Origin of the sequence: Streptomyces regalis, from assembly GCF_001509475.1 — a bacterium.
In the GTDB taxonomy this organism is placed as follows: Bacteria; Actinomycetota; Actinomycetes; order Streptomycetales; family Streptomycetaceae; genus Streptomyces; species Streptomyces regalis.
The window spans coordinates 17,556-42,192 of record NZ_LLZG01000002.1 but is presented as its reverse complement, the minus strand read 5'-3'; the positions used below and the strand labels follow the sequence as shown (position 1 = coordinate 42,192).

The window sequence follows — 24,637 nt, the reverse complement described above, 5'->3', positions numbered from 1 at the left end:
CCGAGGGACGACCGCTCGATTAGCAAGGTGCTGGAGGATCCGTGGACCTGTCCCTGTCGACCCGTACCGTCGGCGATCGTACGGTCGTCGAGGTTGGTGGCGAAATCGACGTATATACCGCGCCCAAGCTGCGCGAGCAGCTGGTCGAGCTGGTGAACGACGGGAGTTTCCACCTCGTCGTCGACATGGAGGGCGTGGACTTCCTCGACTCCACCGGGCTCGGCGTGCTGGTCGGCGGCCTGAAGCGTGTGCGTGCCCATGAGGGCTCACTGCGCCTGGTCTGCAACCAGGAGCGCATTCTGAAGATCTTCCGCATCACCGGCCTCACCAAGGTGTTCCCGATCCACACCTCGGTCGAGGAAGCGGTTGCGGCGACCGACTGATCACCGGACCCGGGCCCGCCGCTGAGCGTGCCCGGGGCGGCAGAAGTTGCAAGAGAACGGGGACCGGGCTTTCGGCAGCCCGGTCCTCCGGACAGCACGCCCGTAGTTCCGAGGGGGATGCATGGCCACCGTTGAACTCCGCTTCAGCGCGCTGCCCGAGCACGTCAGGACCGCCCGGCTGGTGGCGGCAGCGGTGGCGCGCAGGGCCGGAGTGGACGAGGCCGTACTCGACGAAGTCAGACTCGCCGTCGGCGAGGCCTGCACCCGTGCCGTCGGACTGCATCAGAGCGTCGGCATCACGGCGCCGGTGAAGGTCGTGCTGATCGAGGAGGAGAAACAGTTCTCCATCGAGGTCGGCGACGAGGCGCCGCACTCCGCCCCCGGCGATCGGGCATCCGGCGCCGCGGGCGACGACGGCGACGTGGAGGCCGAGGAGGACGAAATGGGCCTCGCGGTCATCAGCGGTCTCGTCGACGACGTGGAGGTCTCGGCCGGGGAGCACGGCGGGCTGATCCGCATGACTTGGCCGACCACACCGCCGGCCGCGGTGCTCTCCTGACCTCACCTCATCTTCGAAGGGGCCCTGCTCAGCAGGGCCCCTTCGCGTTTTCCCCGGCCGGGCCCGGCCGGGCAGGGGAATTCGTGAAGGAATTCACGATCAATGGGCCGATAATTTGATCAAGTGCCTATGCGGGCGTCAACGGTTTTGAGGCATTAGCGCTTTCGGGTTCATCGGCTTGACGTCGATCATTTGCTGAACGGCACGTGCAGGCTAATTCCGTTTACCGCGCTCTGTTTTGATCAGGTTCCGGTACCTAGAATCCGTCCACATCTTGAGCTCAGCCCAAGCGTCAAGGAGGACGAATGGCGGGGCTTTCTACCCCTCATCAGCTGGACCAACCCACAACCCTCGCAGCCGCAGTGCTGACCGACGACAACCGGATCATCATCACGGTCATCGGCGTCGTGGCACTGGCAGCGCTCGTGGTCGCCGGCGTCCTGGTGCGCCAGGTGCTTGCGGCGGGCGAGGGCACCGAGAGCATGAAGAAGATCGCGTCGGCGATCCAGGAAGGCGCGAACGCCTATCTGGGACGGCAGATGCGCACGCTCGGCGTATTCGCCGTCGTCGTGTTCTTCCTGCTCATGCTGCTGCCCGCGGACGACTGGAATCAGCGCATCGGCCGATCGGTGTTCTTCTTGATCGGCGCCGCGTTCTCGGCGGCCACCGGTTATATCGGCATGTGGCTCGCCGTACGCAGCAATGTGCGGGTCGCCGCGGCCGCACGGGAAGCGACCCCGGCGCCGGGAGAGCCGGAAAAGGATCTCACTGCCGTCTCGCACAAAGCCATGAAGATCGCTTTCCGCACGGGCGGCGTCGTCGGCATGTTCACGGTGGGGCTCGGTCTGCTGGGCGCCTCCTGTGTGGTGCTCGTGTACGCGGCCGACGCGCCGAAGGTGCTCGAAGGATTCGGTCTCGGTGCCGCACTGATCGCGATGTTCATGCGTGTCGGCGGCGGCATCTTCACCAAGGCCGCCGACGTCGGCGCCGACCTGGTCGGCAAGGTCGAGCAGGGCATTCCGGAGGACGATCCGCGCAATGCCGCGACCATCGCCGACAACGTGGGCGACAACGTCGGCGACTGCGCGGGCATGGCGGCCGACCTGTTCGAGTCGTACGCCGTGACCCTGGTCGCCGCGCTGATCCTCGGATCGGCGGCGTTCGGTGACTCCGGGCTCGCGTTCCCGCTGATCGTGCCCGCGATCGGCGTGATCACCGCGATGATCGGCATCTTCGCGGTGGCCCCGCGCCGCTCCGACCGCAGCGGCATGACGGCGATCAACCGTGGCTTCTTCATCTCCGCGGTGATCTCGATCGTGCTGGTCGCGATCGCGGTGTTCATCTACCTGCCGTCGTCGTACGCCGACCTCGACGGCGTCACCGACGCCGCGATCGCGGGCAAGGGCGGCGACCCACGGGTCCTCGCGCTCGTCGCGGTGGCGATCGGCATCGTGCTGGCCGCTGTCATCCAGCAGCTGACCGGCTACTTCACCGAGACCAACCGCCGCCCGGTCATGGACATCGGCAAGACCTCGCTGACCGGCCCGGCCACCGTCGTCCTCGCCGGTATCTCGGTCGGTCTCGAATCGGCCGTCTACACCGCCCTCTTGATCGGCCTCGGCGTCTACGGGGCGTTCCTGCTCGGCGGTACGTCGATCATGCTGGCGCTGTTCGCGGTGGCGCTGGCCGGTACCGGTCTGCTCACCACGGTGGGCGTGATCGTCGCCATGGACACCTTCGGGCCGGTCTCCGACAACGCGCAGGGCATCGCCGAGATGTCCGGCGACGTCGCGGGCGCCGGCGCCCAGGTGCTCACCAACCTGGACGCGGTCGGCAACACCACCAAGGCCATCACCAAGGGCATCGCCATCGCCACCGCCGTCCTGGCGGCAGCGGCGCTCTTCGGGTCGTACCGCGACGCCATCACCACCGGCGCACGGGACGTCGGCGAGAAACTCAGCGGCGAAGGCGCGCCGATGAACCTGATGATGGACATCTCGCAGCCCAACAACCTCGTCGGGCTGGTCGCGGGCGCGGCGGTCGTCTTCCTCTTCTCGGGGCTCGCCATCAACGCCGTGTCGCGGTCGGCGGGGGCCGTGGTGTACGAGGTGCGGCGGCAGTTCCGCGAGAAGCCCGGGATCATGGACTACAGCGAGACGCCCGAGTACGGCAAGGTCGTCGACATCTGCACCAAGGACGCGCTCCGGGAGCTCGCGACACCCGGTCTGCTCGCCGTGATGGCGCCGATCTTCATCGGGTTCACGCTCGGCGTCGGTGCCCTCGGCGCGTTCCTCGCGGGGGCCATCGGCGCCGGCACGCTGATGGCGGTGTTCCTCGCCAACTCCGGCGGCGCCTGGGACAACGCCAAGAAGCTCGTTGAGGACGGCCACCACGGCGGCAAGGGCAGCGAGGCGCACGCCGCCACGGTGATCGGTGACACGGTCGGCGACCCCTTCAAGGACACCGCCGGTCCCGCGATCAACCCGCTGCTGAAGGTGATGAACCTGGTGTCGCTGCTCATCGCGCCCGCGGTCATCCAGTTCAGCTACGGCGAGGACAGGAACATCGGCGTACGGATCGTGATCGCCGTGCTCTCGCTCCTCGTGATCGTCGGCGCGGTGTACGTCTCCAAGCGGCGCGGCATCGCCATGGGTGACGAAGGCAACGCCGAAAGGGTGCCCAAACCGGTCGATCCCGCGGTGGTTTCGTAGGCGGTCTTACGACGGCCCAGCTCAAGGGGCGGGCGGGCGGCGCACATTGACGTGCCGTCCGCCCGCCTTGTGCGTGTTCACGCCCTTGCCGTGACCCTTCTCTCACTTGGTGTAAATCTCAATAAGATCCGCATTTCAGTCATTGGGGGCATGGCCGTCCACCGCCCGACGTGTAAGGTCCGGTGGCCGAGAGCCACGGAAGGGACCGAACCGGTGAACAAGAAGCTCGCGGCCGCACTGTCCGGCGGTGCGGTACTGGTGCTGGCGCTGACGGGATGCACGAGCGACGAGGGCAACCCGGAGCTGGATGCCTGGGCCAAGCAGGTCTGCGACGCCGTGCCCGCGCAGAACGCGAAGATCTCTGCGGCCTACGTCGCCATCACGAAGGCGGCCAAGGACACCACCAGCACGCCCAAGGAGCTCCAGCAGGCGGACGCCAAGGCCTTCCAGGACCTGGCCGACGGCTACAAGGCACGCGCGAGCCTCATCGGCAACGCCGGGGCGCCTCCGGGTGTCGAGAAGGGCGCGCAGGTCCAGAAGGACGTCGTCAAGAAGCTCACCGCCCTCTCCGCGGCCTACGCCGACCTGAAGAAGCAGGTCGACGGGCTGAACACGAAGGACCAGGGGAAGTTCGCCTCCGGCCTGAAGGACGTCTCGGCCGAGATGAAGCAGGTGGAGACGCAGCGCAAGAGCGCGATCACGGCGCTGAAGAAGCTGGAGTCGGGCGACACCAAGAAGGCGCTGACGTCGCAGGAGGGCTGCAAGGCGGCCGCTTCGGCGTCCTCGTCGGCCGCGGCCACCGACAGCTGAACCACCGTCAGAGGCGGGCGCGGGTCACAATGAGGGCGTGAGTGACTCCAGCCTGTCTGCCCTGCCCGCCTCCGACCGTCCCGATGTCGCCGCCCGGCTGAGAGATGCCCTACTCGGGGCCTCCTTCACCGCCGACGGGCTGCTAGAGCTGCTCGGCGCGCCCGCGTACACGGCGCTCGCGCGGAGCGAGACCGTGCCCGCGCTCCGGGCGACCCGGGGGGACACGCCGCTCGAGACGCTCGTACGGCTGTTCCTGTTGCAGCAACCCGTGCCGCACGCGCGCGTGGCGGGCGTTCTGCCCGTCGACGTGTGCCTGGAGAGCGGGTGGCTGGTCCGGGTCGGCGAGGACCTCGCGGCGACCGTGGACGTACGGCCGTACGGCGGGCCCGCGGGCGAGGACTGGTTCATCGTGTCCGACCTGGGGTGCGCGGTCGGCGGGGCCGGCGGCAGCGGCAGCAACGGCCGCCAGGCGGACACGGCCGTCGTCCTCGGCGTCGGCGGCGCCTCGACGACCCTCGCCGGCATCACCGTCCGTACGCCCGTTGCCTCCGCCCTCGACCTGGGCACCGGCTCCGGCATCCAGGCGCTGCACGCCGCGCAGCACGCCACGCGCGTGACGGCGACCGATCTCAACCCGCGCGCGCTGCACATCACCGCCCTGACGCTCGCGCTGTCCGGCGCCCCGACCGTGGACCTGCGGGAGGGCTCGCTGTTCGAGCCGGTCAAGAACGGTGAGACGTACGACCTGATCGTGTCGAACCCGCCCTTCGTGATCTCGCCGGGCGCGCGGCTGACGTACCGCGACGGCGGGATGGGCGGGGACGATCTGTGCCGGTCGATCGTTCAGGGGGCAGGGGAGCGGCTGAACGAGGGCGGGTTCGCGCAGTTCCTCGCCAACTGGCAGCACGTGGAAGGGGAGGACTGGCAGGACAGGCTGCGGTCGTGGGTGCCGCGCGGGTGCGACGCGTGGGTCGTGCAGCGCGAGGTCCAGGACGTCACGCAGTACGCCGAGTTGTGGCTCAGGGACGCCGGTGACCACCGGGGCGACGTGGCCGAGTACCAGGCGCGGTACGACGCGTGGCTGGACGAGTTCGAGGCGCGCAAGGTGAAGGCCGTGGGCTTCGGCTGGATCACCCTGCGCAAGGCGTCGGCCGCCGTGCCCTCGATCACGGTCGAGGAATGGCCGCATCCCGTCGAGCAGCCGCTCGGCGACACGGTCCGGGCGCACTTCGACCGGCTCGACTACCTGCGCGCCCACGACGACGCGGCCCTGCTGGAGGACCACTTCAAGCTCGTCGGCGAGGTTGTGCAGGAGCAGGTCGGGCTGCCCGGCGCCGAGGACCCGGAACACGTGGTGCTGCGCCAGCATCGCGGAATGCGCCGGGCCACGCAGGTGGACACGGTCGGCGCGGGGTTCGCGGGCGTGTGCGACGGTTCGCTGAGCGCGGGCCGCATTCTGGACGCGATCGCCCAACTGATGGGGGAGGACCCGGTGATGCTGCGCGACCGTACGCCCGCGCAGATCCGGTTGCTGGTGGAGCAGGGGTTCCTCGAACCGGCGCGGTGAACGCTGACGCCCGTTGATCGACTGCGTCGAACCGCACACCGGCCAGGTCATGGGCACTGTTCAGGCGCCCGGTGAAATGAGCCACAAGAAGGGCTCCGACAACACCACCAAGCTGTGCGGTGACAAATTCGAGTCGATCTGGGCGCCGGGGTCCGGATCATCAGCAAGGTCATGTGCCACGGTCAGCAGGGCCGACGGCACAGGACGACACGGGACGACACAGGACGACCGGAAAGAAGACGACCGGAAAAATACCCGCGCCCGGCCAGGTCTGAGGTGGCCGAGACGGGCGAGGCCCATGAGGGCGGCGGGCCCGGTGGGGTCGGCGTGGCAGGTGGGTCCGCAAGGTCCGGAGAGTCCACAGCCGTGTCGGCCCCGCGTTCACCTGAGGTTCGCCTGTGCGCCGTCCGCGCGTGTCAGCCTCGCCGGGCTGGGCACTCGCGGACGGTAGAAAAGGGGCAAACGGAACCATGGAAAGGGGACCGGCGATCTTCGCTGGGGTCGTGTTCGCGCTGTTCGGAGGCGGGCTGCTCGTGTGGACCGCGGTCCGGGTACGGCAGCGCCGACCCGTCGCCCACAATGTGAGCCCCATCGCATCGGCGACGCTTGCGGGCCTTGCCTCGGTGATCGCGTTGATCCTCGGAACGTGGTGCTTCAGCCGCCTCTGAGAACGCCCATGAGCTGCGCGGCCGATAATTGGGAGGTCCTCTTCCGGAAAGGCTCGAAAAGGCCGGTGGGCACTCCGGGCGGCAGGAATGGCGGAAGTCGGGTTACCGTTCGAGTGGCCGTTGCGGGCTTTTCCCGTTTGACAACGGGGCGGGATGTACCGTCACACTCCGCAGCGTCACCACCACCCGACCCCGGGCCCAATCGGCCCTGGGGAGGCCCCAGCGTCGACCGGAGAGAAGAGCGAAGTTGTCCCCGACCAGCGAGACCGCACAGGGCGGCCGCCGACTCGTCATCGTCGAGTCGCCTGCCAAGGCGAAGACGATCAAGGGCTACCTGGGCCCCGGCTACGTAGTCGAAGCGAGCGTCGGGCACATCCGCGACCTCCCCAACGGCGCCGCGGAGGTGCCCGAGAAGTACACCGGCGAGGTCCGCCGGCTCGGCGTGGACGTCGAGCACGACTTCGAGCCGATCTATGTCGTCAACGCCGACAAGAGGGCCCAGGTCAAGAAGCTCAAGGACCTGCTGAAGGATTCCGACGAGCTCTACCTCGCCACCGATGAGGACCGCGAGGGCGAGGCCATCGCCTGGCACCTCCAGGAGGTGCTCAAGCCCAAGGTCCCGGTCAAGCGGATGGTCTTCCACGAGATCACCAAGGCCGCGATCCAGGCCGCCGTGGCCAACCCGCGCCAGCTCAACCAGAAGCTGGTCGACGCCCAGGAGACCCGCCGCATCCTCGACCGCCTCTACGGCTACGAGGTCTCGCCGGTCCTGTGGAAGAAGGTCATGCCGCGCCTGTCGGCGGGCCGCGTCCAGTCGGTCGCCACACGACTTGTCGTGGAGCGGGAACGCGAGCGCATCGCGTTTCGTTCTGCTGAGTACTGGGACCTGACGGGCACCTTCGCGACCGGCCGCGCGGGGGATTCGTCGGACCCGTCGTCGCTGGTCGCCCGCCTGCAGACCGTCGACGGCAGGCGAGTCGCGCAGGGCCGCGACTTCGACTCCCTGGGACAGCTCAAGAGCGCGAACACCCTCCACCTCGACGAGGCGAACGCCCGCGCCCTCGCCGCCGCCCTGGAGCAGACGCGGTTCGCCGTCCGGTCCGTCGAGTCCAAGCCCTACCGCCGCTCGCCGTACGCCCCGTTCCGTACGACGACGCTGCAGCAGGAGGCCAGCCGCAAGCTCGGCTTCGGTGCGAAGGCCACCATGCAGGTCGCGCAGAAGCTGTACGAGAACGGCTACATCACCTACATGCGTACGGACTCCACGACGCTGAGCGACACCGCCGTGGCCGCCGCCCGCGCCCAGGTGACGCAGCTGTACGGCGCCGACTACCTGCCGTCGTCCCCGCGGACGTACGCCGGGAAGGTCAAGAACGCGCAGGAAGCGCACGAGGCGATCCGCCCCTCCGGCGACCGCTTCCGCACCCCTGCCGAGACCGGGCTGACCGGCGACCAGTTCAAGCTCTACGAGCTGATCTGGAAGCGGACGGTCGCCTCCCAGATGAAGGACGCGACCGGTAACTCGGTCACGGTCAAGATCGGCGGCACGGCGGCCGACGGGCGGGACGTCGAGTTCAGCGCGTCCGGCAAGACGATCACCTTCCACGGCTTCCTGAAGGCCTACGTCGAGGGCGCCGACGACCCGAACGCCGAGCTCGACGACCGCGAGCGCCGACTGCCGCAGGTCAGCGAGGGCGACGCCCTGAGCGCCGAGGAGATCACGGTCGACGGGCACGCCACCAAGCCCCCGGCCCGCTACACCGAGGCGTCGCTCGTCAAGGAGCTGGAAGAGCGCGAGATCGGCCGCCCGTCGACGTACGCGTCGATCATCGGCACGATCCTCGACCGCGGCTATGTGTTCAAGAAGGGCACGGCGCTCGTCCCGTCCTTCCTGTCCTTCGCCGTGGTCAACCTCCTGGAGAAGCACTTCGGGCGGCTCGTCGACTACGACTTCACCGCCAAGATGGAGGACGACCTCGACCGCATCGCCCGCGGTGAGGCCCAGTCCGTGCCGTGGCTGAAGCGGTTCTACTTCGGTGAGGGGACCGCTGCGGGCGGCGCGGCCGACGCCGGCAACGGCGACGGGGACCACCTCGGCGGCCTCAAGGAGCTGGTGACCGACCTGGGCGCGATCGACGCGCGCGAGGTGTCGTCGTTCCCGGTGGGCAACGACATCGTGCTCAGGGTCGGCCGCTACGGCCCGTACATCGAGCGCGGCGAGAAGGATGCCGAGGGCCACCAGCGGGCGGACGTGCCCGAGGACCTGGCCCCGGACGAGCTGTCCGTCGAGCTCGCGGAGGAGCTGCTCGCCAAGCCGAGCGGCGACTTCGAGCTCGGCGCCGACCCGCAGACCGGCCACCAGATCATCGCCCGCGACGGCCGCTACGGCCCGTACGTCACCGAGGTGCTCCCCGAGGGCACCCCGAAGACCGGCAAGAACGCCGTCAAGCCGCGTACGGCCTCGCTGTTCAAGTCGATGTCGCTGGACACGGTGACGCTCGAGGACGCGCTCAAGCTGATGTCGCTGCCGCGGGTCGTCGGCACGGACGCAGACGGCGTCGAGATCACCGCGCAGAACGGCCGCTACGGCCCGTATCTGAAGAAGGGCACGGACTCGCGCTCGCTGCAGACCGAGGACCAGCTCTTCACGATCACGCTGGAGGAGGCGCAGGCGATCTACGCCCAGCCCAAGCAGCGTGGGCGCGCGGCCGCCAAGCCGCCGCTGAAGGAGCTGGGCGAGGACCCGGTCAGCGGAAAGCCGGTCGTCGTCAAGGACGGTCGTTTCGGGCCGTACGTGACGGACGGGGAGACCAACGCGACCCTGCGCTCCGGCGACAGCGTCGAGGAGATCACCCCGGAGCGGGGCTACGAGCTGCTCGCCGAGAAGCGCGCGAAGGCCCCCGCCAAGAAGACGGCGAAGAAGGCCCCCGCGAAGAAGGCGACCGCCAAGAAGGCCGCCCCGGCCAAGAAGGCGGCAGCCAAGAAGACCGCGGCGAAGAAGACGACGACGGCCGCGAAGAAGACGACGGCGAAGAAGACGGCCGCGAAGACGGCGACGGCTTCGAAGTCGGCGAGCGAGGACTGAGCCGGAAGGACCGGACTCGCAACGGGGCTCTTTCTGCGCCCGGTTGAGGGTCCGGTTCCTCACGTCCGGTTCGCAAAACGAACGCCTCGGCATCAGTTTGGTGTCGGGGCGGGCGTACGTTCGGGCGCGCGCGCCGGGCTGTCGGTGGGTCCCGATAGGCTGAAAGCATGACGCGAGCCGAGCAGCCAACGGCCCCCCACCCCGCCTCCGACGACGCCCTTGCCGCGGACTCCCGCGAGCGTGCCGTCCGCGCCCTGCTGCGCCGACCGCAGCTCAAGCGCTTGTGGAGCGCACAGTTGGTGGGCGGTGTCGGCGACATGCTCGCCCTCCTGGTCCTGGTCCTGCTGGCCCTTCAGGCGGCGATCGCCGAGGGGTCGTTCGGCGGTGGGTACCGGGACGTGGCGTTCGCAGTGGCGACCGTCTTCGGCGTACGCATCCTGGCGACGCTGCTCTTCGGCGCCGTACTCCTGGGTCCCCTGACGTCGCTGACCTCCCAGGAAGGCCCGCTCGACCGGCGCTGGACCATGGTCGGCGCGGACGGCCTGCGGGTCGGCCTGCTGATCGTCGCGCCCCTGTGGATCGACTGGACGCCGGACGACGCGCTGGCAGTCCTCCTGGTCACCGTCTTCGTGACCGGCGTCGCCGAGCGTTTCTGGACGGTGTGCCGGGAGAGCGCGGCGCCCGCGCTGCTGCCGCCCCCGCCCCCGGAGGGCGCGACGGTACGACCGCTGCCGGATCACATGGACACCCTGCGCCGCCTGTCGCTGCGTACCGGCTTCGTGGCGGTCCCGCTGGCCGCCGCCGCACTTGTCGTCGCCGCTCTGCTCAACAATCTGCTCGGTGCCGGACTCGACTGGTTCGAGCAGCACCAAGCGGCCCTCGCGTCGTATGTCGCGGCCGGTCTGTTCGCCGCGTCCCTGTCCGTGCTGACCTTCCTGGAGCTGCCCGACACGCGCACCCCGCGCGCGCGGTCGCCGCTGGAGGGGCTGCGCCGCCCCAAGACGGGCTCGGGCGTCGACAAGGGCCGTACCGGCGCCATCCCGCTGCTGGTGACGGCGTGCGCGGCGGTCGCCGGGGCGGTGTCCGCCGCGGTCGCCGTGGCCGTGCTGCACGCCAAGGACCTGGACGGCGGACCGGTGCTGTACGGCCTGCTGGTGCTCGCGCTGACCGGCGGCGTGGTCGTCGGCATCCGTACGGCGCCCTCCGTGGTGCCCGCCCTGTCGCGGCGTCGGCTGCTGGCGCTGGCGATCGCCTTCACCGGCGTCGCGTTGCTGGCCGCGGGACTCGTCCCGGACGTCACCACCGTGCTGCTGATCGTCGCGCTGGCCGGAATCGGCGCGGGCGTGGCCGCCAACAGCGGGCACACGCTGCTCGACCAGGAGGCCGAGGAATTCCGGCGGCCGCGGACGACCGAGCATCTGCACGCGGTCGTACGGGTCTGTGTGGCGCTCGGCGCGGTGGTCGCGCCGCTGGTGGCCGCGCTCATCGGGCCGCACCGGCTGGAGAGCGGCAAGTTCGTCTTCGCGCACGGCGGTGCGGCGTTCACGCTGATGCTGGTCGGGGCTCTGCTGCTGCCGGTGGCCGTGCTGGTGCTGGCCAAGGTCGACGACCGTTCCGGCGTGCCGCTGCGGCAGGACCTGCGGGACGCGCTGCTCGGCGGGGACGACCCGGAGCAGGTGCCCGCGACGTCCGGCTTTTTCATCGCCCTGGAGGGCGGCGACGGCGCCGGGAAGTCCACCCAGGCCGAGGCGCTCGCCGAGTGGATCCGGGGCAAGGGCCACGAGGTCGTCGTCACGCGCGAGCCGGGGGCGACACCGGTCGGCAAGCGGCTGCGGTCGATCCTGCTGGACGTGTCGAGCGCCGGGCTGTCGCACCGGGCCGAGGCGCTGCTGTACGCGGCGGACCGCGCGGAGCACGTGGACACGGTGGTCCGGCCCGCGCTGGAGCGGGGCGCGGTCGTGATCTCGGACCGGTACGTCGACTCCTCGGTCGCCTACCAGGGGGCGGGCCGCGACCTGTCCCCGACGGAGATCGCCCGGATCAACCGCTGGGCGACGAACGGACTCGCGCCGCATCTGACCGTGCTGCTGGACGTCTCGCCGGAGATCGCCCGGGAGCGGTTCACCGAGGCGCCGGACCGGCTGGAGTCGGAGCCGGCCGAGTTCCACGCGCGCGTGCGCTCCGGATTCCTGACGCTGGCCGCGGCCGACCCCGGGCGGTACCTGGTGGTGGACGCGGGCCAGGAGCCGGAAGCCGTGACCACCGTCGTCCGGCACCGGCTCGACCAGATGCTGCCGCTGTCCGAGGCCGAGATCCAGGCCCAGGAGGAGGCTCGGCGCAAGGCCGAGGAGGAGGCCCGCCGCAAGGCCGAGGAAGAGGCCGCCCGCAAGGCCGAGGAGGAGCGCCTGGAGCGTGAGCGCCAGGAGCAGCTTGCCCGGCTGCGTGCCGAGGAGGAGGAGCGCAAGCGGCGCGAGCTGGAGGAGGCGCAGCGGCGCGAGGCCGAACGGCAGGCGGAGGAGGCCCGGCAGCGGGCCGAGGAAGCACGTCGGCGTGCCGAGGAGGAGCGGCAGCGGCTCCTCGCGGAGGAGAAGGCACGCGCCGAGGAAGAAGCGCGCCGCAAGGCCGACGAGGAACGGCGTCGCAAGCAGGCCGAGGAAGAGGCCCGGCTGCGGGCCGAGGCGGAGGCGGTCCGCCTGGAGAAGCAGCGCAAGGCCGAGGAGGCTTTGCTGCGGGCCGAGGAGGCGCGGCGGCTGGCCGAGCAGGCGGCAGCGTCCGCGCAGGCGGGGCCGAGGCCGCCGGGGCCCGGGGCCGCCGGGGCTGCCCCTGGGGACGCGGCGACGGTTCCTACGCCGGTGGTGACGCCGGGGAAGGCTCCGGGCGGGGCGTCGGACGAGACGACTGTGTTGCGGCCGGTGCGGGATGAGGAGCGGAGCGGTGACCGTCCTTCCGACGACCGTCCTGCCGGTGACCTCGCTTCCCGTGACCGTGCTTCCCGTGACCGTGCCTCGGGGGAGTCCGACTCCGAGGTGACGGCGAAGCTGCCCCAGCCGCAGGTGCCCACGGGCGCGGCGGACGAGACGGCCGTGCTTCCGCCGGTGCCGCCCGGTGCGGCCGATGAGACCGCGGTGCTTCCGCCGGTTCCTCCGGGGGCCGCGGACGAGACGGCGGTACTGCCTCCCGTGCCGGGGGCGGGGCGGGAGTCTGCCGATCGGGTTCCGCCGGGGTACTTCCGGGACGAGGAACGTACGCGCGAGATGCCTCAGGTCGACGAGACGGGGGCGCTCCGGCGCAGGGCGCGGTCCGACTGGGCCGAGGAGACGCCGCTGGACGATCTGCCGACGCTGGCGGATGAGCTGTTGGGGCCGCATGAGGACGAGTACGGCGAGGACGGGGGCCGCGGGCGGCGACGCTGAGGTCGGGCGGCACCGAGTCGTTGGCGTTGAGGTCGGGCGGGCTGGTGCTCGGCGTGGAGCTGGGGCGGGGCGCTCATCGGTGTCAGCCGGGTGCCGGCTCTGCCCGCTCCGGCACCCGTTGTCAGTGGTGCCCCGCACAATGGATCCCGCACCGCGAAATGTGAGCGAAGGGCGGCGTGACCCATGAGCGTGTGGGACGACCTGGTGGGGCAGGAGAGGGTGAGTGAGCAGCTGAGTGCTGCCGCTCGGGACGCCGATGCCCTCGTCACCGCCGTCGCTGCCGACGCGCCTCTGCCCGAGGCGTCCAAGATGACGCACGCCTGGTTGTTCACGGGGCCGCCCGGAGCGGGGCGGAATCAGGCGGCGCGGGCCTTCGCCGCCGCCCTGCAGTGCGTCAGCCCTGATCGGGCGCTGGGTGGCGCCCCCGGATGCGGGTTCTGCGACGGCTGCCATACGGCGCTCGTGGGCACGCACGCCGACGTCAACACCGTCGCCGCCGTCGGCACCCAGATCCTCGCCGACGACATGCGGGACACGGTCCGCAAGTCGTTCACCTCGCCGGCGAACGGCCGCTGGCAGATCATCCTCGTCGAGGACGCCGAGCGGCTGAACGAGAAGTCGGCCAACGCCGTCCTGAAGGCCGTCGAGGAGCCCGCCCCCCGCACGGTCTGGCTGCTCTGCGCCCCCTCCATCGAGGACGTCCTGCCCACCATCCGCTCCCGCTGCCGCCACCTGAACCTGAGCACGCCCTCGGTCGACGCCGTGGCCGACATGCTCGTACGGCGCGAGGGCGTCGAGCCCGAGGTCGCCGCCGCCGCGGCCCGCGCCACGCAGGGGCACGTCGACCGGGCCCGCCGCCTGGCCACCGACCCGGCCGCCCGTGAGCGCCGGGCCGCCGTCCTCAAGCTGCCCCTCCGGATCGGCGACGTCGGCGGTTGCCTCAAGGCCGCCCAGGAGCTCGTCGACGCCGCCGCCGAGGACGCCAAGCAACTCGCCGAGGAGATGGACGGCAAGGAGACCGAGGAGCTGAAAGCGGCGATGGGCGCGGGCCAGGGCGGCAGGATGCCGCGCGGCACGGCGGGCGTGATGAAGGAGCTGGAGGACAAGCAGAAGCGGCGCCGTACGCGGACACAGCGCGACAGCCTCGACCTCGCGCTGACCGACCTCACCGCCTTCTACCGCGATGTCCTCGCCCTCCAGCTCGGCTCCCGCGTCGCCCTCGCCAACACCGACGCCGAGGACGCCCTGCAGCGCCTCGCCCGTGACAGTGCCCCGGAGTCCACGCTGCGCCGCATCGAGGCGATCGCCGCCTGCCGCGACGCCCTCGACCGCAATGTGGCGCCGCTGCTCGCGGTGGAGGCGATGACCATGGCCCTCAGAGCCGGCTGAACGGACTGGACCGGCCGCCCGCGTCCACTCCTCCCACCCCTCATCACCCGCAAGTGATCAACAGGAGGCCGACCATGTAACTCGTACGAGCCGAGGTGTGCACGCACGGCATCCAAGCCACTGCACAGAGTTACGCTCGCCTGATGTACACCAGGCGCACTCCAGTCAGCACAGACCCGAGCCCGACCGGGCACGGCCCACGCACCCGCCGCCCGACCCCCTGGCGAGCCCGCGCGGTCGGCAGCCTCCTCGCCGTCGCCGCGCTGCTCGTCTCCGCCTGCACCTCCGGCGGGTCGACGCATTCGGGGAGCCCGGCGGCCGAGGCGGCGCTGGCCGCGCTGCCGCGGTCGACGCCGGCCGCGCTCACGCCGTACTACGGGCAGAGGCTGACCTGGCGCAGCTGCGGGACGCCCGGCTTCCAGTGCGCCACGATGAAGGCACCGCTCGACTACGCGGAGCCGGGCGCCGGGGACATCAAGCTCGCCGTGGCCCGCAAGAAGGCGACGCGACCGGGCAAACGGCTCGGGTCCCTGCTCGTGAACCCGGGCGGCCCGGGCGGCTCGGCGATCGCCTACCTCCAGCAGTACGCGGGGATCGGCTACCCGGCCGACGTGCGTGCCCGGTACGACATGGTGGCGCTCGACCCGCGCGGAGTCGCCCGCAGTGAGCCCGTCGAATGCCTGAACGGCCGCCAGATGGACTGGTACGCGCAAACGGACTTCACGCCCGACGACGCGCAGGAGACCGACGAACTCGTCGCCACCTACAAGAGGTTCGCGGAAGGGTGCGGAGCGGACGCGCCCCGCCTCCTGCGTCACGTCTCCACCGCCGAGGTGGCCCGGGACATGGACATCCTGCGGGCTGCGCTGGGCGACAACCGGCTGACGTATGTGGGGGCGTCGTACGGCACCTTCCTCGGGGCGACGTACGCCGGGCTCTTCCCGGACCGGGTGGGCAGGCTGGTCCTGGACGGAGCGATGGACCCCTCCCTGCCGGCCCGCCGGATGAACCTCGACCAGACGGCGGGCTTCGAGACGGCGTTCCAGGCGTTCGCGCGGGACTGCGTGCGGCAGCGGGACTGCCCACTGGGCAGGAAGGCGAGCGACGTCGGCAAGAACCTGAAGGCCTTCTTCGGGAAGCTCGACGCGCGACCCATCCCGACCGGCGACCCGGACGGCCGGGTGCTCGGCGAGTCCCTCGCCACCACCGGCGTGATCGCGGCGATGTACGACGAGGGGGCCTGGGCGCAACTGCGCGACGCGCTGTCCTCGGCGATGCGGGAGAAGGACGGCGCGGGTCTCCTCGTCCTCTCCGACAGCTACTACGAGCGCGACGCCGACGGCCGCTACACGAACCTGATGTTCGCCAACGCGGCCGTGAACTGCCTGGACCTCCCGGCGGCCTTCACCACCCCCGACGACGTCCGTGAATCCCTCCCCGCCTTCGAAAAGGCGTCCCCCGTCTTCGGTGAGGGCCTCGCCTGGGCCACCCTGAACTGCGCGTACTGGCCGGTGGCGCCCACCGGTGAGCCGCGCCGCATCGAGGCGAGGGGCGCGGCCCCGATCGTCGTGGTCGGCACCACCCGCGACCCGGCGACCCCGTACCGCTGGGCCCGCGCCCTCTCCGGCCAGCTCGCCTCCGCCCGGCTGCTCACCTACGAGGGCGACGGTCACACGGCGTACGGGCGGGGCAGCAGGTGCATCGACAACACGATCAACGCGTATCTCCTCCGAGGGACGCCGCCCACCCCTGACAAGCGCTGCTCGTAGCCTCTCGGCCGGCGCGGTTCCCGGCCCTGTTCCGGCCCCGGATGCCCTCACTCCGGGGCCGGAGGGGGCCTGGGCAGGGCCGGAACGGGAGCTGAACGGGGGCGGTACGGAGCATCCTCGGAAACTGTGTAGACTTACCGACGTTGCTGATCGCACCATAGTGCGGACAGCGCGCCGCCTTAGCTCAGATGGCCAGAGCAACGCACTCGTAATGCGTAGGTCTCGGGTTCGAATCCCGAAGGCGGCTCCATGGTGAACCCCAGGTTAGGCCTCTGACCTGGGGTTTCTTGTTTTCGTTGACCTTGGAATCTCGGCGAATCGGCACTGTCCGTCTGTGCATCGCAATGCGTAGGTCGCCGTTTCACATGCTGTTGTCGATTGGCTGCCGAAAGGCTGTGACCTGCTGTTTTGCTCGGCTGAACCACGGAGCCCGTCAGATCTCGATATCTTCGGTGGACAGCCGGTGGACAGTGGTGCGTGATGGACAGTCAGGAGTTCTCTCGCCGAGTCCGGGTTCTGGCGCCGGTCGGGCGGTCTGGGTGCTGCGATCAGCGATCTCGATCTTGTGTCGTTCCGACAGCCGTAAGCGGGATTGGCGGTCCCGCGATACACATGGGGGAACGGCCGGGGGGTGGCGCTCAGCGTCGGAGGGCGACGACCTCGCCCTCCGCGTTCATGGCGCGGAGCCGTCGTGCAGACTGGAGCAGGGAGACTTGCGCGAAGGTGAGCCGGACTTCGTCTGGTAGGGCGACTCGGGACGACCCTCTGGCGGTCGTGGACGCCTTCGCGGGCACAGTGAGCTCATCGCGAAGCGGCTGAACCCTGGTGGCGTGCTCGCGTTCAGCCACGCAGAGCCCATCGGGGGCTACGAGGGCCCACAAGCGATGTACGGCAACCTACGGAAGTCCCTCGATCTGATCCTTGGCCCACCACAGGAACGCGGCGGCGTGCTGCTGGTTGGCAAAGCCCTGGCCGACGAGGTCATTCAGGAGGTCGTTGCTCCAGAGGATGAGCCGGCCGAGGGTCCAGTTCACCGACTCGGGTGCCGGCAGCTCCAGTCCGTAGACCATTCGCGCGATCTCGCGCTTGCCGCCCGCCTCCGTCGTGTACTTGAGGATCGTCAGGAACCGGTCGGGGGACATCACGCAGAGAACCCTCGTGAGAAGGGCCTCCTTGAAACCGGTCATGGCGAACGGCTTGGTGCCGTCCAGGAGATGCTGGAGCCGGTCTTCGAGCGGCACGTCGTCAGGGCCGTACAGCAGGTACTCGATCGTCCTGCGGGTCGCCTCCCCGGACGTGGCATCGCCCATGCCGTTCCACGCGGAGTTGAAGGTGGCTTGATTGCCGGGGCGGGCTCCGACCTCGGAGTTGGCGAAGTCCTTGAGGACTCTGGGATCGCATGCCCACAGCCCGTCGGGGGAGAAGATCTGCTGGTACTTCGACCAGTAGGCCGCCACGTCGGGGTCGAAGTCCGGTTTGACGGCGAGGTACTGCTCCTTCAGCCGGGCCACGCGCTCCAACTGCTCGGGGTCGACGTCCTCGGGTTTCGGGAAACGGGCCTTGAGGTCGGCGAAGGTGCGGAGCGGGTTCCTCTGAGGGACGGTGGGCTCCTTGTGCTCCCATTCGTAGCCGCACCGGTGCTTCACGAGACGACGTCCGCCGTCGAGCGTGCGGATCACCTCGATGTCCTCGTCGTCGCTGCACAGTGGACACATAACCAACGCCATGGCTACCCCCGTTCCAACAGTGTTCGTGCCCGCCCCGAGCCGATGCACTTGTCCACCCAAGGGCCGCATTCTTGCATTCGGCAAAAGTAGGCGGGATGTGGGGGCATCCGGCGAGACTGAGGTCGGGGACCTCCTGTCCGTCGGATCCGCCCATCCCCAGCTGCGGTTCGTACCGGCCCTCGGTGCCCCATGGCAGCCTGGGCAGCGCGCCGCTCTTCCTCGGACAACGGATCCGAGCGGGGTGTCTCTCACTACGAGAACAGGAGCGCCGTACGGGGCAAGGCTGGGCGTCCTGAGCAGCAGCTTCGTTGGTGCGCGGGAGGTGGCGCTGTTCCACGTAGACGAACTGGCGGACCAGGTAGTCGACTCGCGCCGCCCAGTCTGCGGGCATGAAGGAGCATTGCTCGAAGACAACATCCAGACCATCACGCGCATCGCAGCTCAGCAGAGGGCGGTACCCCGCCCTCTCGGACACGCCACGCACATAGGATGCCCACACTCTTCATACTTTGGTTCCACCAGTTCAGCGAGGTGGCTTGTGTCCGCATCCGCCGTGACGCCCGACGATGTTGTCCGCCACGTCTTCCGTTACCTCGCGGAGGTGGGTGAGAGCCGCACCAAGCCGGTGCGCACGCACGACGACGCCAGGCATCAGGTGTGGCTCGCCGACCTGCCCGCGCAGTTCGGCTCCTTCCTCACCGACGCCGTCCCCGGCGACACGCCGTTGTGGCTGCGGGCCGACCGCCCCGTACGGCACGAACCGCCGGTTCCGCCGCTGCCGCTCGCCCACTGGCTGAACGACCGGGAGATCCGCGACTCGGCAAGGGGAACGCCCCCCGAGCCGCGGGCCGAGACGGACATACCGGCGGACGAGATCTCCGCGGAGGGAAGCGCACGCACCCGGCACATCACCGTGCTCCTGGCCGACTCGCCCCAGCGTGACACCGTGTACGCCCAGTACCGTGCCTGGTTGCGTGAATGGGAAGGGTGGGCACGTCGCGACCGCGCAATGAAGCCCGTCGTACGTGCCTACGACCGCCTCTACCGCCTGTGCGTGGACGCCTCCGAACTCGGCGAGACCTTCGAACTGGTCGTCGGATTCGGCTACCTCACCTGGTCGGCGCAGGGCGAGCCGATCCGTCGCCATCTCGTCACTTGCCGGGCCGTCATCACCATCGACCCCGACACCGGAGCCATCACCGTCGGACCCGATCCCGAGCACGGCAGCCCGGTGCTGGAGGAGTCCATGCTCGACCCCGGGCAGAAGGCGCGGGCGGACACTCGTGCCCTTGTACGGCAGGAGCTGGAAGCTGCCGGCGACACCACGGATCCGCAGCTCGCCGACCAGCTGCACCGGGCCCTCACCACCTGGATCATCGCGGCCCACGAAGCAGGACGCTACGACCGCGCACCGAATCGGCACCGAGCAGCGGGAGACCCTGCCCTACCGGTCGTCAGCTTCGCGCCGGTGCTGCTGCTCAGAGAGCGCACCCGGCGCAGCATGCTCGAAGCGCTGCGCGCCGTCGCCCTGTCCATCGAGCAAGGCGCCGAGCCCACCGCTCTGCTGCGGGCGATCGCCGGTGCGGGCGGTGACCGCCCGCTGGGGGAACCGGGCAGCGGTGACGCCGCGGGACCGCCGCCGGAGCTGTACTTCGCGCTGCCCTCCAACGACGAACAGCGCACCATCGCCGAGCGGCTGCGGGACCGGGATCTCGTCGTGGTCCAGGGACCGCCCGGCACCGGTAAGACGCACACGATCGCCAACCTGGTCACCGACCTTCTCGCGCACGGCAACCGCGTACTGATCACCAGCCATACGGCACGTGCCCTGAAGGTCCTCAAGGACAAACTCCCCGTCGGTATCCGCGAGCTGTGCGTGAGCCGTACCGATGACGGAGCCGGGCAACTGGAACTGGAGCAGTCCGTCAAGGCCGTCCTCGACCGGCAGGGAGACTTCTCCTCACGGGCATACCGGCGACGCATCCAGGAGCACGAAGAGCGCCTCAGATCCGCCCGGTCCGCGCAGGCGCTCGCCCTGAAGGCGCTGCGTGCGCTGCGGGAGCAGGAGACATACCACCATCCGGCCGAGATCGGCGACTACGAGGGAACCCTGGCCCGGATCGCCCAGCGGCTCGCCGAGGAACACCCACGGTTCGGCTGGATCGGCGCCGTCCCCGCTGACGCCCCGACGCTGAATGCCGAGGTGCTCACGCGCCTGCGCCGTGCGGCGCTCGCCTTCACCGATCGGCACCGTGCTCTCGCCGCATCGGTGAGCGCCGCGCTGCCCGAGCCCGGGCAGCTGCCCACGGTGCCCGCCTTCGCCGAGGCGGTCGAGACGGTAAAGGCGGCAGAGGCCGACCTCGCCGCGCTCCGGCAGGACGGCTCCGTCTCCCGCCTCGACGATGCCGTGTCCGCCCTCACCCCAACACAGCAGGACCAACTGGCCACCGCGCTCGACCACTTCACTGCCGCAGCCAGGGCGGCCACCTCGATGCAGGCCGCCTGGGCTGCCGAGCTGCGTGACGAAATCCTCGCCGGACAGGACCTCGGCGCGCGCAGCCGCCACGAGCGCACCATCGCGGCCCTGACCACGATCGAGGAGGCGGAGCGTGCCCTCGGCACCACCCTGGTCACTGGGCTGGAGGCGTACGACGTGCCGATGGCCCTCGGTCTCGCCGGCACCCTCCGGGACGGGCTCGCGTCCGGTGCGAAGCTGCGCGGAGCCCTGGGCATGAAGACCAAACTGCGCAAGGCTGTCGGCGACTTCCCCGAGACCGTGCGCGTCGACGGCCGCGCCGTGGAGACAGCGACCGCCGCGTCCGCCGTGCTGCACCGCGTCACGCTGGAGCGGCACCTCCAGGACATCGAACAGGAGTGGGGCGACGGCCACGACGCATGGCAGGCCACCGCCCGGCGCACCGCCCGCCTGCGCCAGGACATTGCCACCCTCACCACTCTGACCGCTCTCGCCGACATGCGCCACGCCGTGGTCAGCACAGCCGCAGCCGCACCAGAGCTGGCCGGCGTCGGCTGGGGCGACCCGGAGCGGGCCACCACCGTGCGAAACCTCCTGAAGGCCAGAGCAGCGCGCAGGAACGCCGCCCCTGCCCGCACTCTGATCGACGACGCCCTGCGTGTACTGCGCGCCGCGGCCCACCGCAGGGGAGCCTCGGCAGCCCTGGAACGAGCCCGCGCCGCGGTCGAGTCCCGCGACCCGGCGGCCTATAGCGCCGCGGTGAACGACGTGGACGACCTGCGGGAGGCACTCGCGCGCAAGAAGGCATGTGACGACGCCTACCGGCCGGCCGCGGCCGAACTCCCAGACCTCGCCGACAGAGTGGAGTCCACACCCGAGGACGAAGAGTGGGACACCCGACTCGCGGACTTCGAGGCCGCGTGGGCGTGGTCGGTCTGGTACGACCGAATGAAGGAGCTGACGGACCCGGAGGCCGAGGCCCGGCAGATGAGGCTGCTCGCCGAGGCGGACGTCGAGATCCGCATCGGCCTGGAACGGCTGGCGGCCGACAAGGCCTGGTTCAGCTGTCTGTCCCGGCTCACGGACGACCAGGCCGTGGCCCTCACCTCGTACCAGCAGAACGTCCGCAAGCTGGGCAAGGGCACCGGCAAATACGCGGCCACCTACCGCAGACAGGCCCGGGAGAGTTTGCAGGCCAGCCAGGCGGCGGTGCCCGCCTGGATCATGCCGCTGCACCAGGTGACCGAAACCGTGCCGATGGACCGAGCCGGTCGCTTCGACGTCGTGATCGTCGACGAGGCCAGCCAGTCCGGCCCCGAGGCGCTGCTGCTCGCCTGGCTGGGTGCGAAGGTGATCGTCGTCGGCGACGACCAGCAGGTCAGCCCCGCCCAGGTGGGCGTGGACCACGACGAGCAGTTCGCGCTCCAGCGACGGCTCCTCGCCCAGTTGCCCGCCGCCCGCCGCAACCTGTTCACACCGACCGCCAGCCTCTTCGACATCGCGTCCGGTCTGGCCGGAGGCCGCGGCAGGCTGATGCTCCAGGAACACTTCCGGTGCATGCCGGAGATCATCGGATTCTCCAACGAGCTCTGCTATGGCGGCCGGCTCCAGCCGTTGCGACAGTACGGTGCCGACCGGCTGCGGCCCTTGCGCCCGGTGCATGTACCCGATGGCTACGTCGAAGGGAGCGGGCAGAAGCAGGTCAACCGGTCCGAGGCAGTGCGGCTGGTGGATGAGGTCGCCCGGTGCATCGCCGACCCCGCCTACGCGGGGCGCACCATGGGTGTGATCACCCTGCTCGGCGCAGGACAGAAGTACCTCATCGAAGACCTGCTGGCCGACCGGATCCCGCTGGATGAGAGACAGCGCCGACGCCTGCGCGTGGGCAACGCCGAGGAGTTCCAGGGCGACGAGCGCGACATCGTCTTCGTCAGTACGGTCGTGTCGCTCACCGGCCCTGACGGGCCGCGCCGCATCGGCTCCTTCAGCAGCTCCCTGAACCGGCAGCACCTCAACGTGGCCGCATCCCGGGCCCGCGACCAGGTGTGGTTGTTCCACAGCTTCACTCTCACGGAACTCGGCGAGACCGATCTGCGGCGTGCCTATCTGGACTGGTTCTCCCGCCCGGCCGAGGAACAGGACGGCCTCGGACTGGGCGAGGTCCGGCCGGACGTTCCGCACGAGGCATTCGACAGCCTTTTCGAGCAGCGTGTCTACCTGGCTCTGCGGGCCCGGGGCTACCGGGTGCGGCCGCAGTATCCGGCCGGCCGCTACCGCATCGACCTCGTCGTCGAGGGCGGCACCAGACGCCTTGCCGTGGAGTGCGACGGCGACGCGTTCCACACGGAGGAGAACGCCGACGCGGACGCGGCACGCCAGCGCGAACTGGAGCGCGTGGGATGGACATTCGTCCGCATCCGGGGTAGCCGCTTCTTCCTCGACCCGGAACGGGCACTCGAACCGCTGTGGGCGGAACTCGACCGACTCGGCATCGAGTCGGCGGCGTACCCACCTGGCGGCAGGCTGCGGGCAGCGTCGCCCTTGAACCGAGCCCCTGAGGACAGCGTTGCGGGCCCGACCGGTGACCTTGTGGACCCGACCGGGGACGGCGGCACGGTCCCCGACGGCGGTACGGTTCCGACAAGCGACGGCAGTACAGTCTCCAGGCGCGACGGCGACACGGACCCGGTCGGCCACAGCCCTACGGTCCCTACCGGCCACAGCGACGACGCCCCCATTGGCAGCGTGGAGCCCGACGTCATCGAGAGACTGATGCGCGGCGCATCCAATGCGGGCGTCATCAGTCAGCGGGCCTTCGCACTGGAGGCGGACCGACTCGGGCTGAGGACCGATGAACAGCGGCAAAGGCTTCGTGACGGGCTGGCCGCTGCTGGCATTCACGTAAAAGTGTCGCGCCGGGGAGGCGTGAACCTCCATCCCCCGCACGGCGCCGAGGAGGCGCAGCCCCAATTCGTGACCGTGGCACGGCTGCACCGCGACGAGGTCAATGCAGCCCAGCACGCGTTCAGCATGCGGGCGACCGTGCCCGAGGCCGCACGGTTCCTCGGGAGAGCGGGTGTGCCAGGCTTCCCGGGGGCCGACGCCGTGGACATCCTGCGCGAGGGGCATGCCGTCGTGCGGGTCGCCCACCCCGAGGTACACGCGATGATCCGCGCCGCGATCGCCCATGCCGACGTACCGGTGCTGGGAGACGGCGGTCAGGTGGGGCTGGCGCGGCACCACGCACCCGGCTCCTCCGGCGCTTCCGACGGCCGTACGACGGAGCTGCTGCGTGCACGAGCGGTGGCTGACCCGGCCCCGGTGAAGAGTCTTCCGGCGGTGCCGCGCCAGCCGACCCACGGCGACGAACCCGCCCCCGTGACGGGAATCGCGGTTCTCGGCGGTTCCGGGGCGTCTCTTCGTCTCCCGATCGACCGGCTCAGCGTCGCCGCCCATCGACGGGTGCAGCGCGAGCTCCAGCGCGTGCAGGACGCGCTGGACCAGGCGCTTCCGGAGTTCGTGGCCGTGGACTCGTCGTCCAGGAATGCCCAGCTGGCCGATCACGACAGGCGGCGCCAGGCCCTGCAGGATCGGCGCAGTCACCTGCGTGCCCTGCTCGACCAAGTGGTCCCTGACTCCTTCCTGACGGGCGGGGCGATGGTCGTCCCTGGATGCCTCGTCGGAGTCGAGGACCCCGACGAGCCCGGCATCATGACGTACGAGATCGCGATGCTCGCGGGTGACGAGGCGGAGCGGTTGAGCCCTGACACCCCGCTGGGGAAGGCCCTGATGTGGCGAGAGGTCGGGGACGAGGTGAGCTGGCAAACGGAGCGGGGCACGCGCATGCGCGTCATCGTCCGGTACATCCAGGACTGAGAGACCGCAGCGGAGCGGGGCTGCGCGGCGGCTGCGGGGCGGTCCGTAGCTGGTCGTGCCCAACAGCCCCGCGTCCCGCCAGGCCAGTTTGCTCGCGTGCGTGACCCGGGAGCGCTCCGCAGCCGTGGTGAGCTGGACGCGCTCTATCGCCACTCGCGGCCCAGTCCTCCAGCGCCATCAGGTAAATCCGGCGGATACGGAGCG

At 70.3% G+C, this 24,637-nt stretch carries 12 protein-coding genes and 1 tRNA gene; 12 read left to right on the top strand and 1 reads right to left on the bottom strand.

The window, feature by feature from the left end:
• Positions 1-41: 41 nt before the first annotated feature.
• The 11 genes from bldG (at position 42) to ADL12_RS01550 (ending at position 16,604) form a co-directional block, all read left to right on the top strand.
• Positions 42-383, top strand: a complete 342-nt coding sequence (bldG, locus tag ADL12_RS01600) for an anti-sigma factor antagonist BldG (RefSeq protein WP_003975386.1) — start codon at positions 42-44, stop codon at positions 381-383.
• A gap of 121 nt (positions 384-504) precedes the next feature.
• Complete coding sequence (locus tag ADL12_RS01595; RefSeq protein ID WP_062697625.1) at positions 505-942, top strand: ATP-binding protein; 438 nt, start codon at positions 505-507, stop codon at positions 940-942.
• A 305-nt stretch (positions 943-1,247) separates the two neighbouring features.
• Complete coding sequence (locus ADL12_RS01590) at positions 1,248-3,653, top strand: sodium-translocating pyrophosphatase (RefSeq protein ID WP_062697623.1); 2,406 nt, start codon at positions 1,248-1,250, stop codon at positions 3,651-3,653.
• Positions 3,654-3,866: 213 nt separating this feature from the next.
• Positions 3,867-4,463: a hypothetical protein gene (locus tag ADL12_RS01585; protein WP_062697621.1), complete on the top strand. Its 597-nt coding sequence runs from the start codon at positions 3,867-3,869 to the stop codon at positions 4,461-4,463.
• Positions 4,464-4,500: 37 nt separating this feature from the next.
• Entirely contained in the window at positions 4,501-6,030 is a 1,530-nt protein-coding gene (locus ADL12_RS01580; protein ID WP_062697619.1) for a DUF7059 domain-containing protein, read from the top strand.
• A 470-nt stretch (positions 6,031-6,500) separates the two neighbouring features.
• Positions 6,501-6,698 (top strand): hypothetical protein, encoded by a 198-nt coding sequence (locus ADL12_RS01575; protein ID WP_062697618.1) that lies wholly within the window; start codon positions 6,501-6,503, stop codon positions 6,696-6,698.
• A gap of 247 nt (positions 6,699-6,945) precedes the next feature.
• Positions 6,946-9,783 carry a type I DNA topoisomerase gene (topA, locus tag ADL12_RS01570; RefSeq protein ID WP_062697616.1) on the top strand — a complete coding sequence of 946 codons (2,838 nt, stop codon included), beginning with the start codon at positions 6,946-6,948 and terminating at the stop codon, positions 9,781-9,783.
• 167 nt (positions 9,784-9,950) lie between these two features.
• Positions 9,951-13,196 carry a dTMP kinase gene (gene tmk, locus ADL12_RS01565; protein WP_062697614.1) on the top strand — a complete coding sequence of 1,082 codons (3,246 nt, stop codon included), beginning with the start codon at positions 9,951-9,953 and terminating at the stop codon, positions 13,194-13,196.
• Between the two features lie 183 nt (positions 13,197-13,379).
• Complete coding sequence (locus ADL12_RS01560) at positions 13,380-14,585, top strand: DNA polymerase III subunit delta' (RefSeq protein ID WP_062697611.1); 1,206 nt, start codon at positions 13,380-13,382, stop codon at positions 14,583-14,585.
• Between the two features lie 143 nt (positions 14,586-14,728).
• The gene (locus ADL12_RS01555) at positions 14,729-16,354 is read left to right on the top strand and encodes an alpha/beta hydrolase (RefSeq protein ID WP_062697775.1); all 1,626 of its coding nucleotides are present in this window, start codon (positions 14,729-14,731) and stop codon (positions 16,352-16,354) included.
• Between the two features lie 173 nt (positions 16,355-16,527).
• Positions 16,528-16,604: transfer RNA gene (locus ADL12_RS01550), tRNA-Thr, on the top strand.
• A gap of 646 nt (positions 16,605-17,250) precedes the next feature.
• Here ADL12_RS01550 and ADL12_RS01545 read toward each other — a convergent pair.
• On the bottom strand, positions 17,251-18,081 hold the full coding sequence (locus ADL12_RS01545; RefSeq protein WP_062697609.1) for a hypothetical protein: 831 nt from the start codon (positions 18,079-18,081) through the stop codon (positions 17,251-17,253).
• Between the two features lie 538 nt (positions 18,082-18,619).
• Between ADL12_RS01545 and ADL12_RS01540 the strand changes: the two genes are divergently transcribed.
• Complete coding sequence (locus ADL12_RS01540; protein WP_062697607.1) at positions 18,620-24,433, top strand: AAA domain-containing protein; 5,814 nt, start codon at positions 18,620-18,622, stop codon at positions 24,431-24,433.
• Positions 24,434-24,637 lie beyond the last annotated feature (204 nt).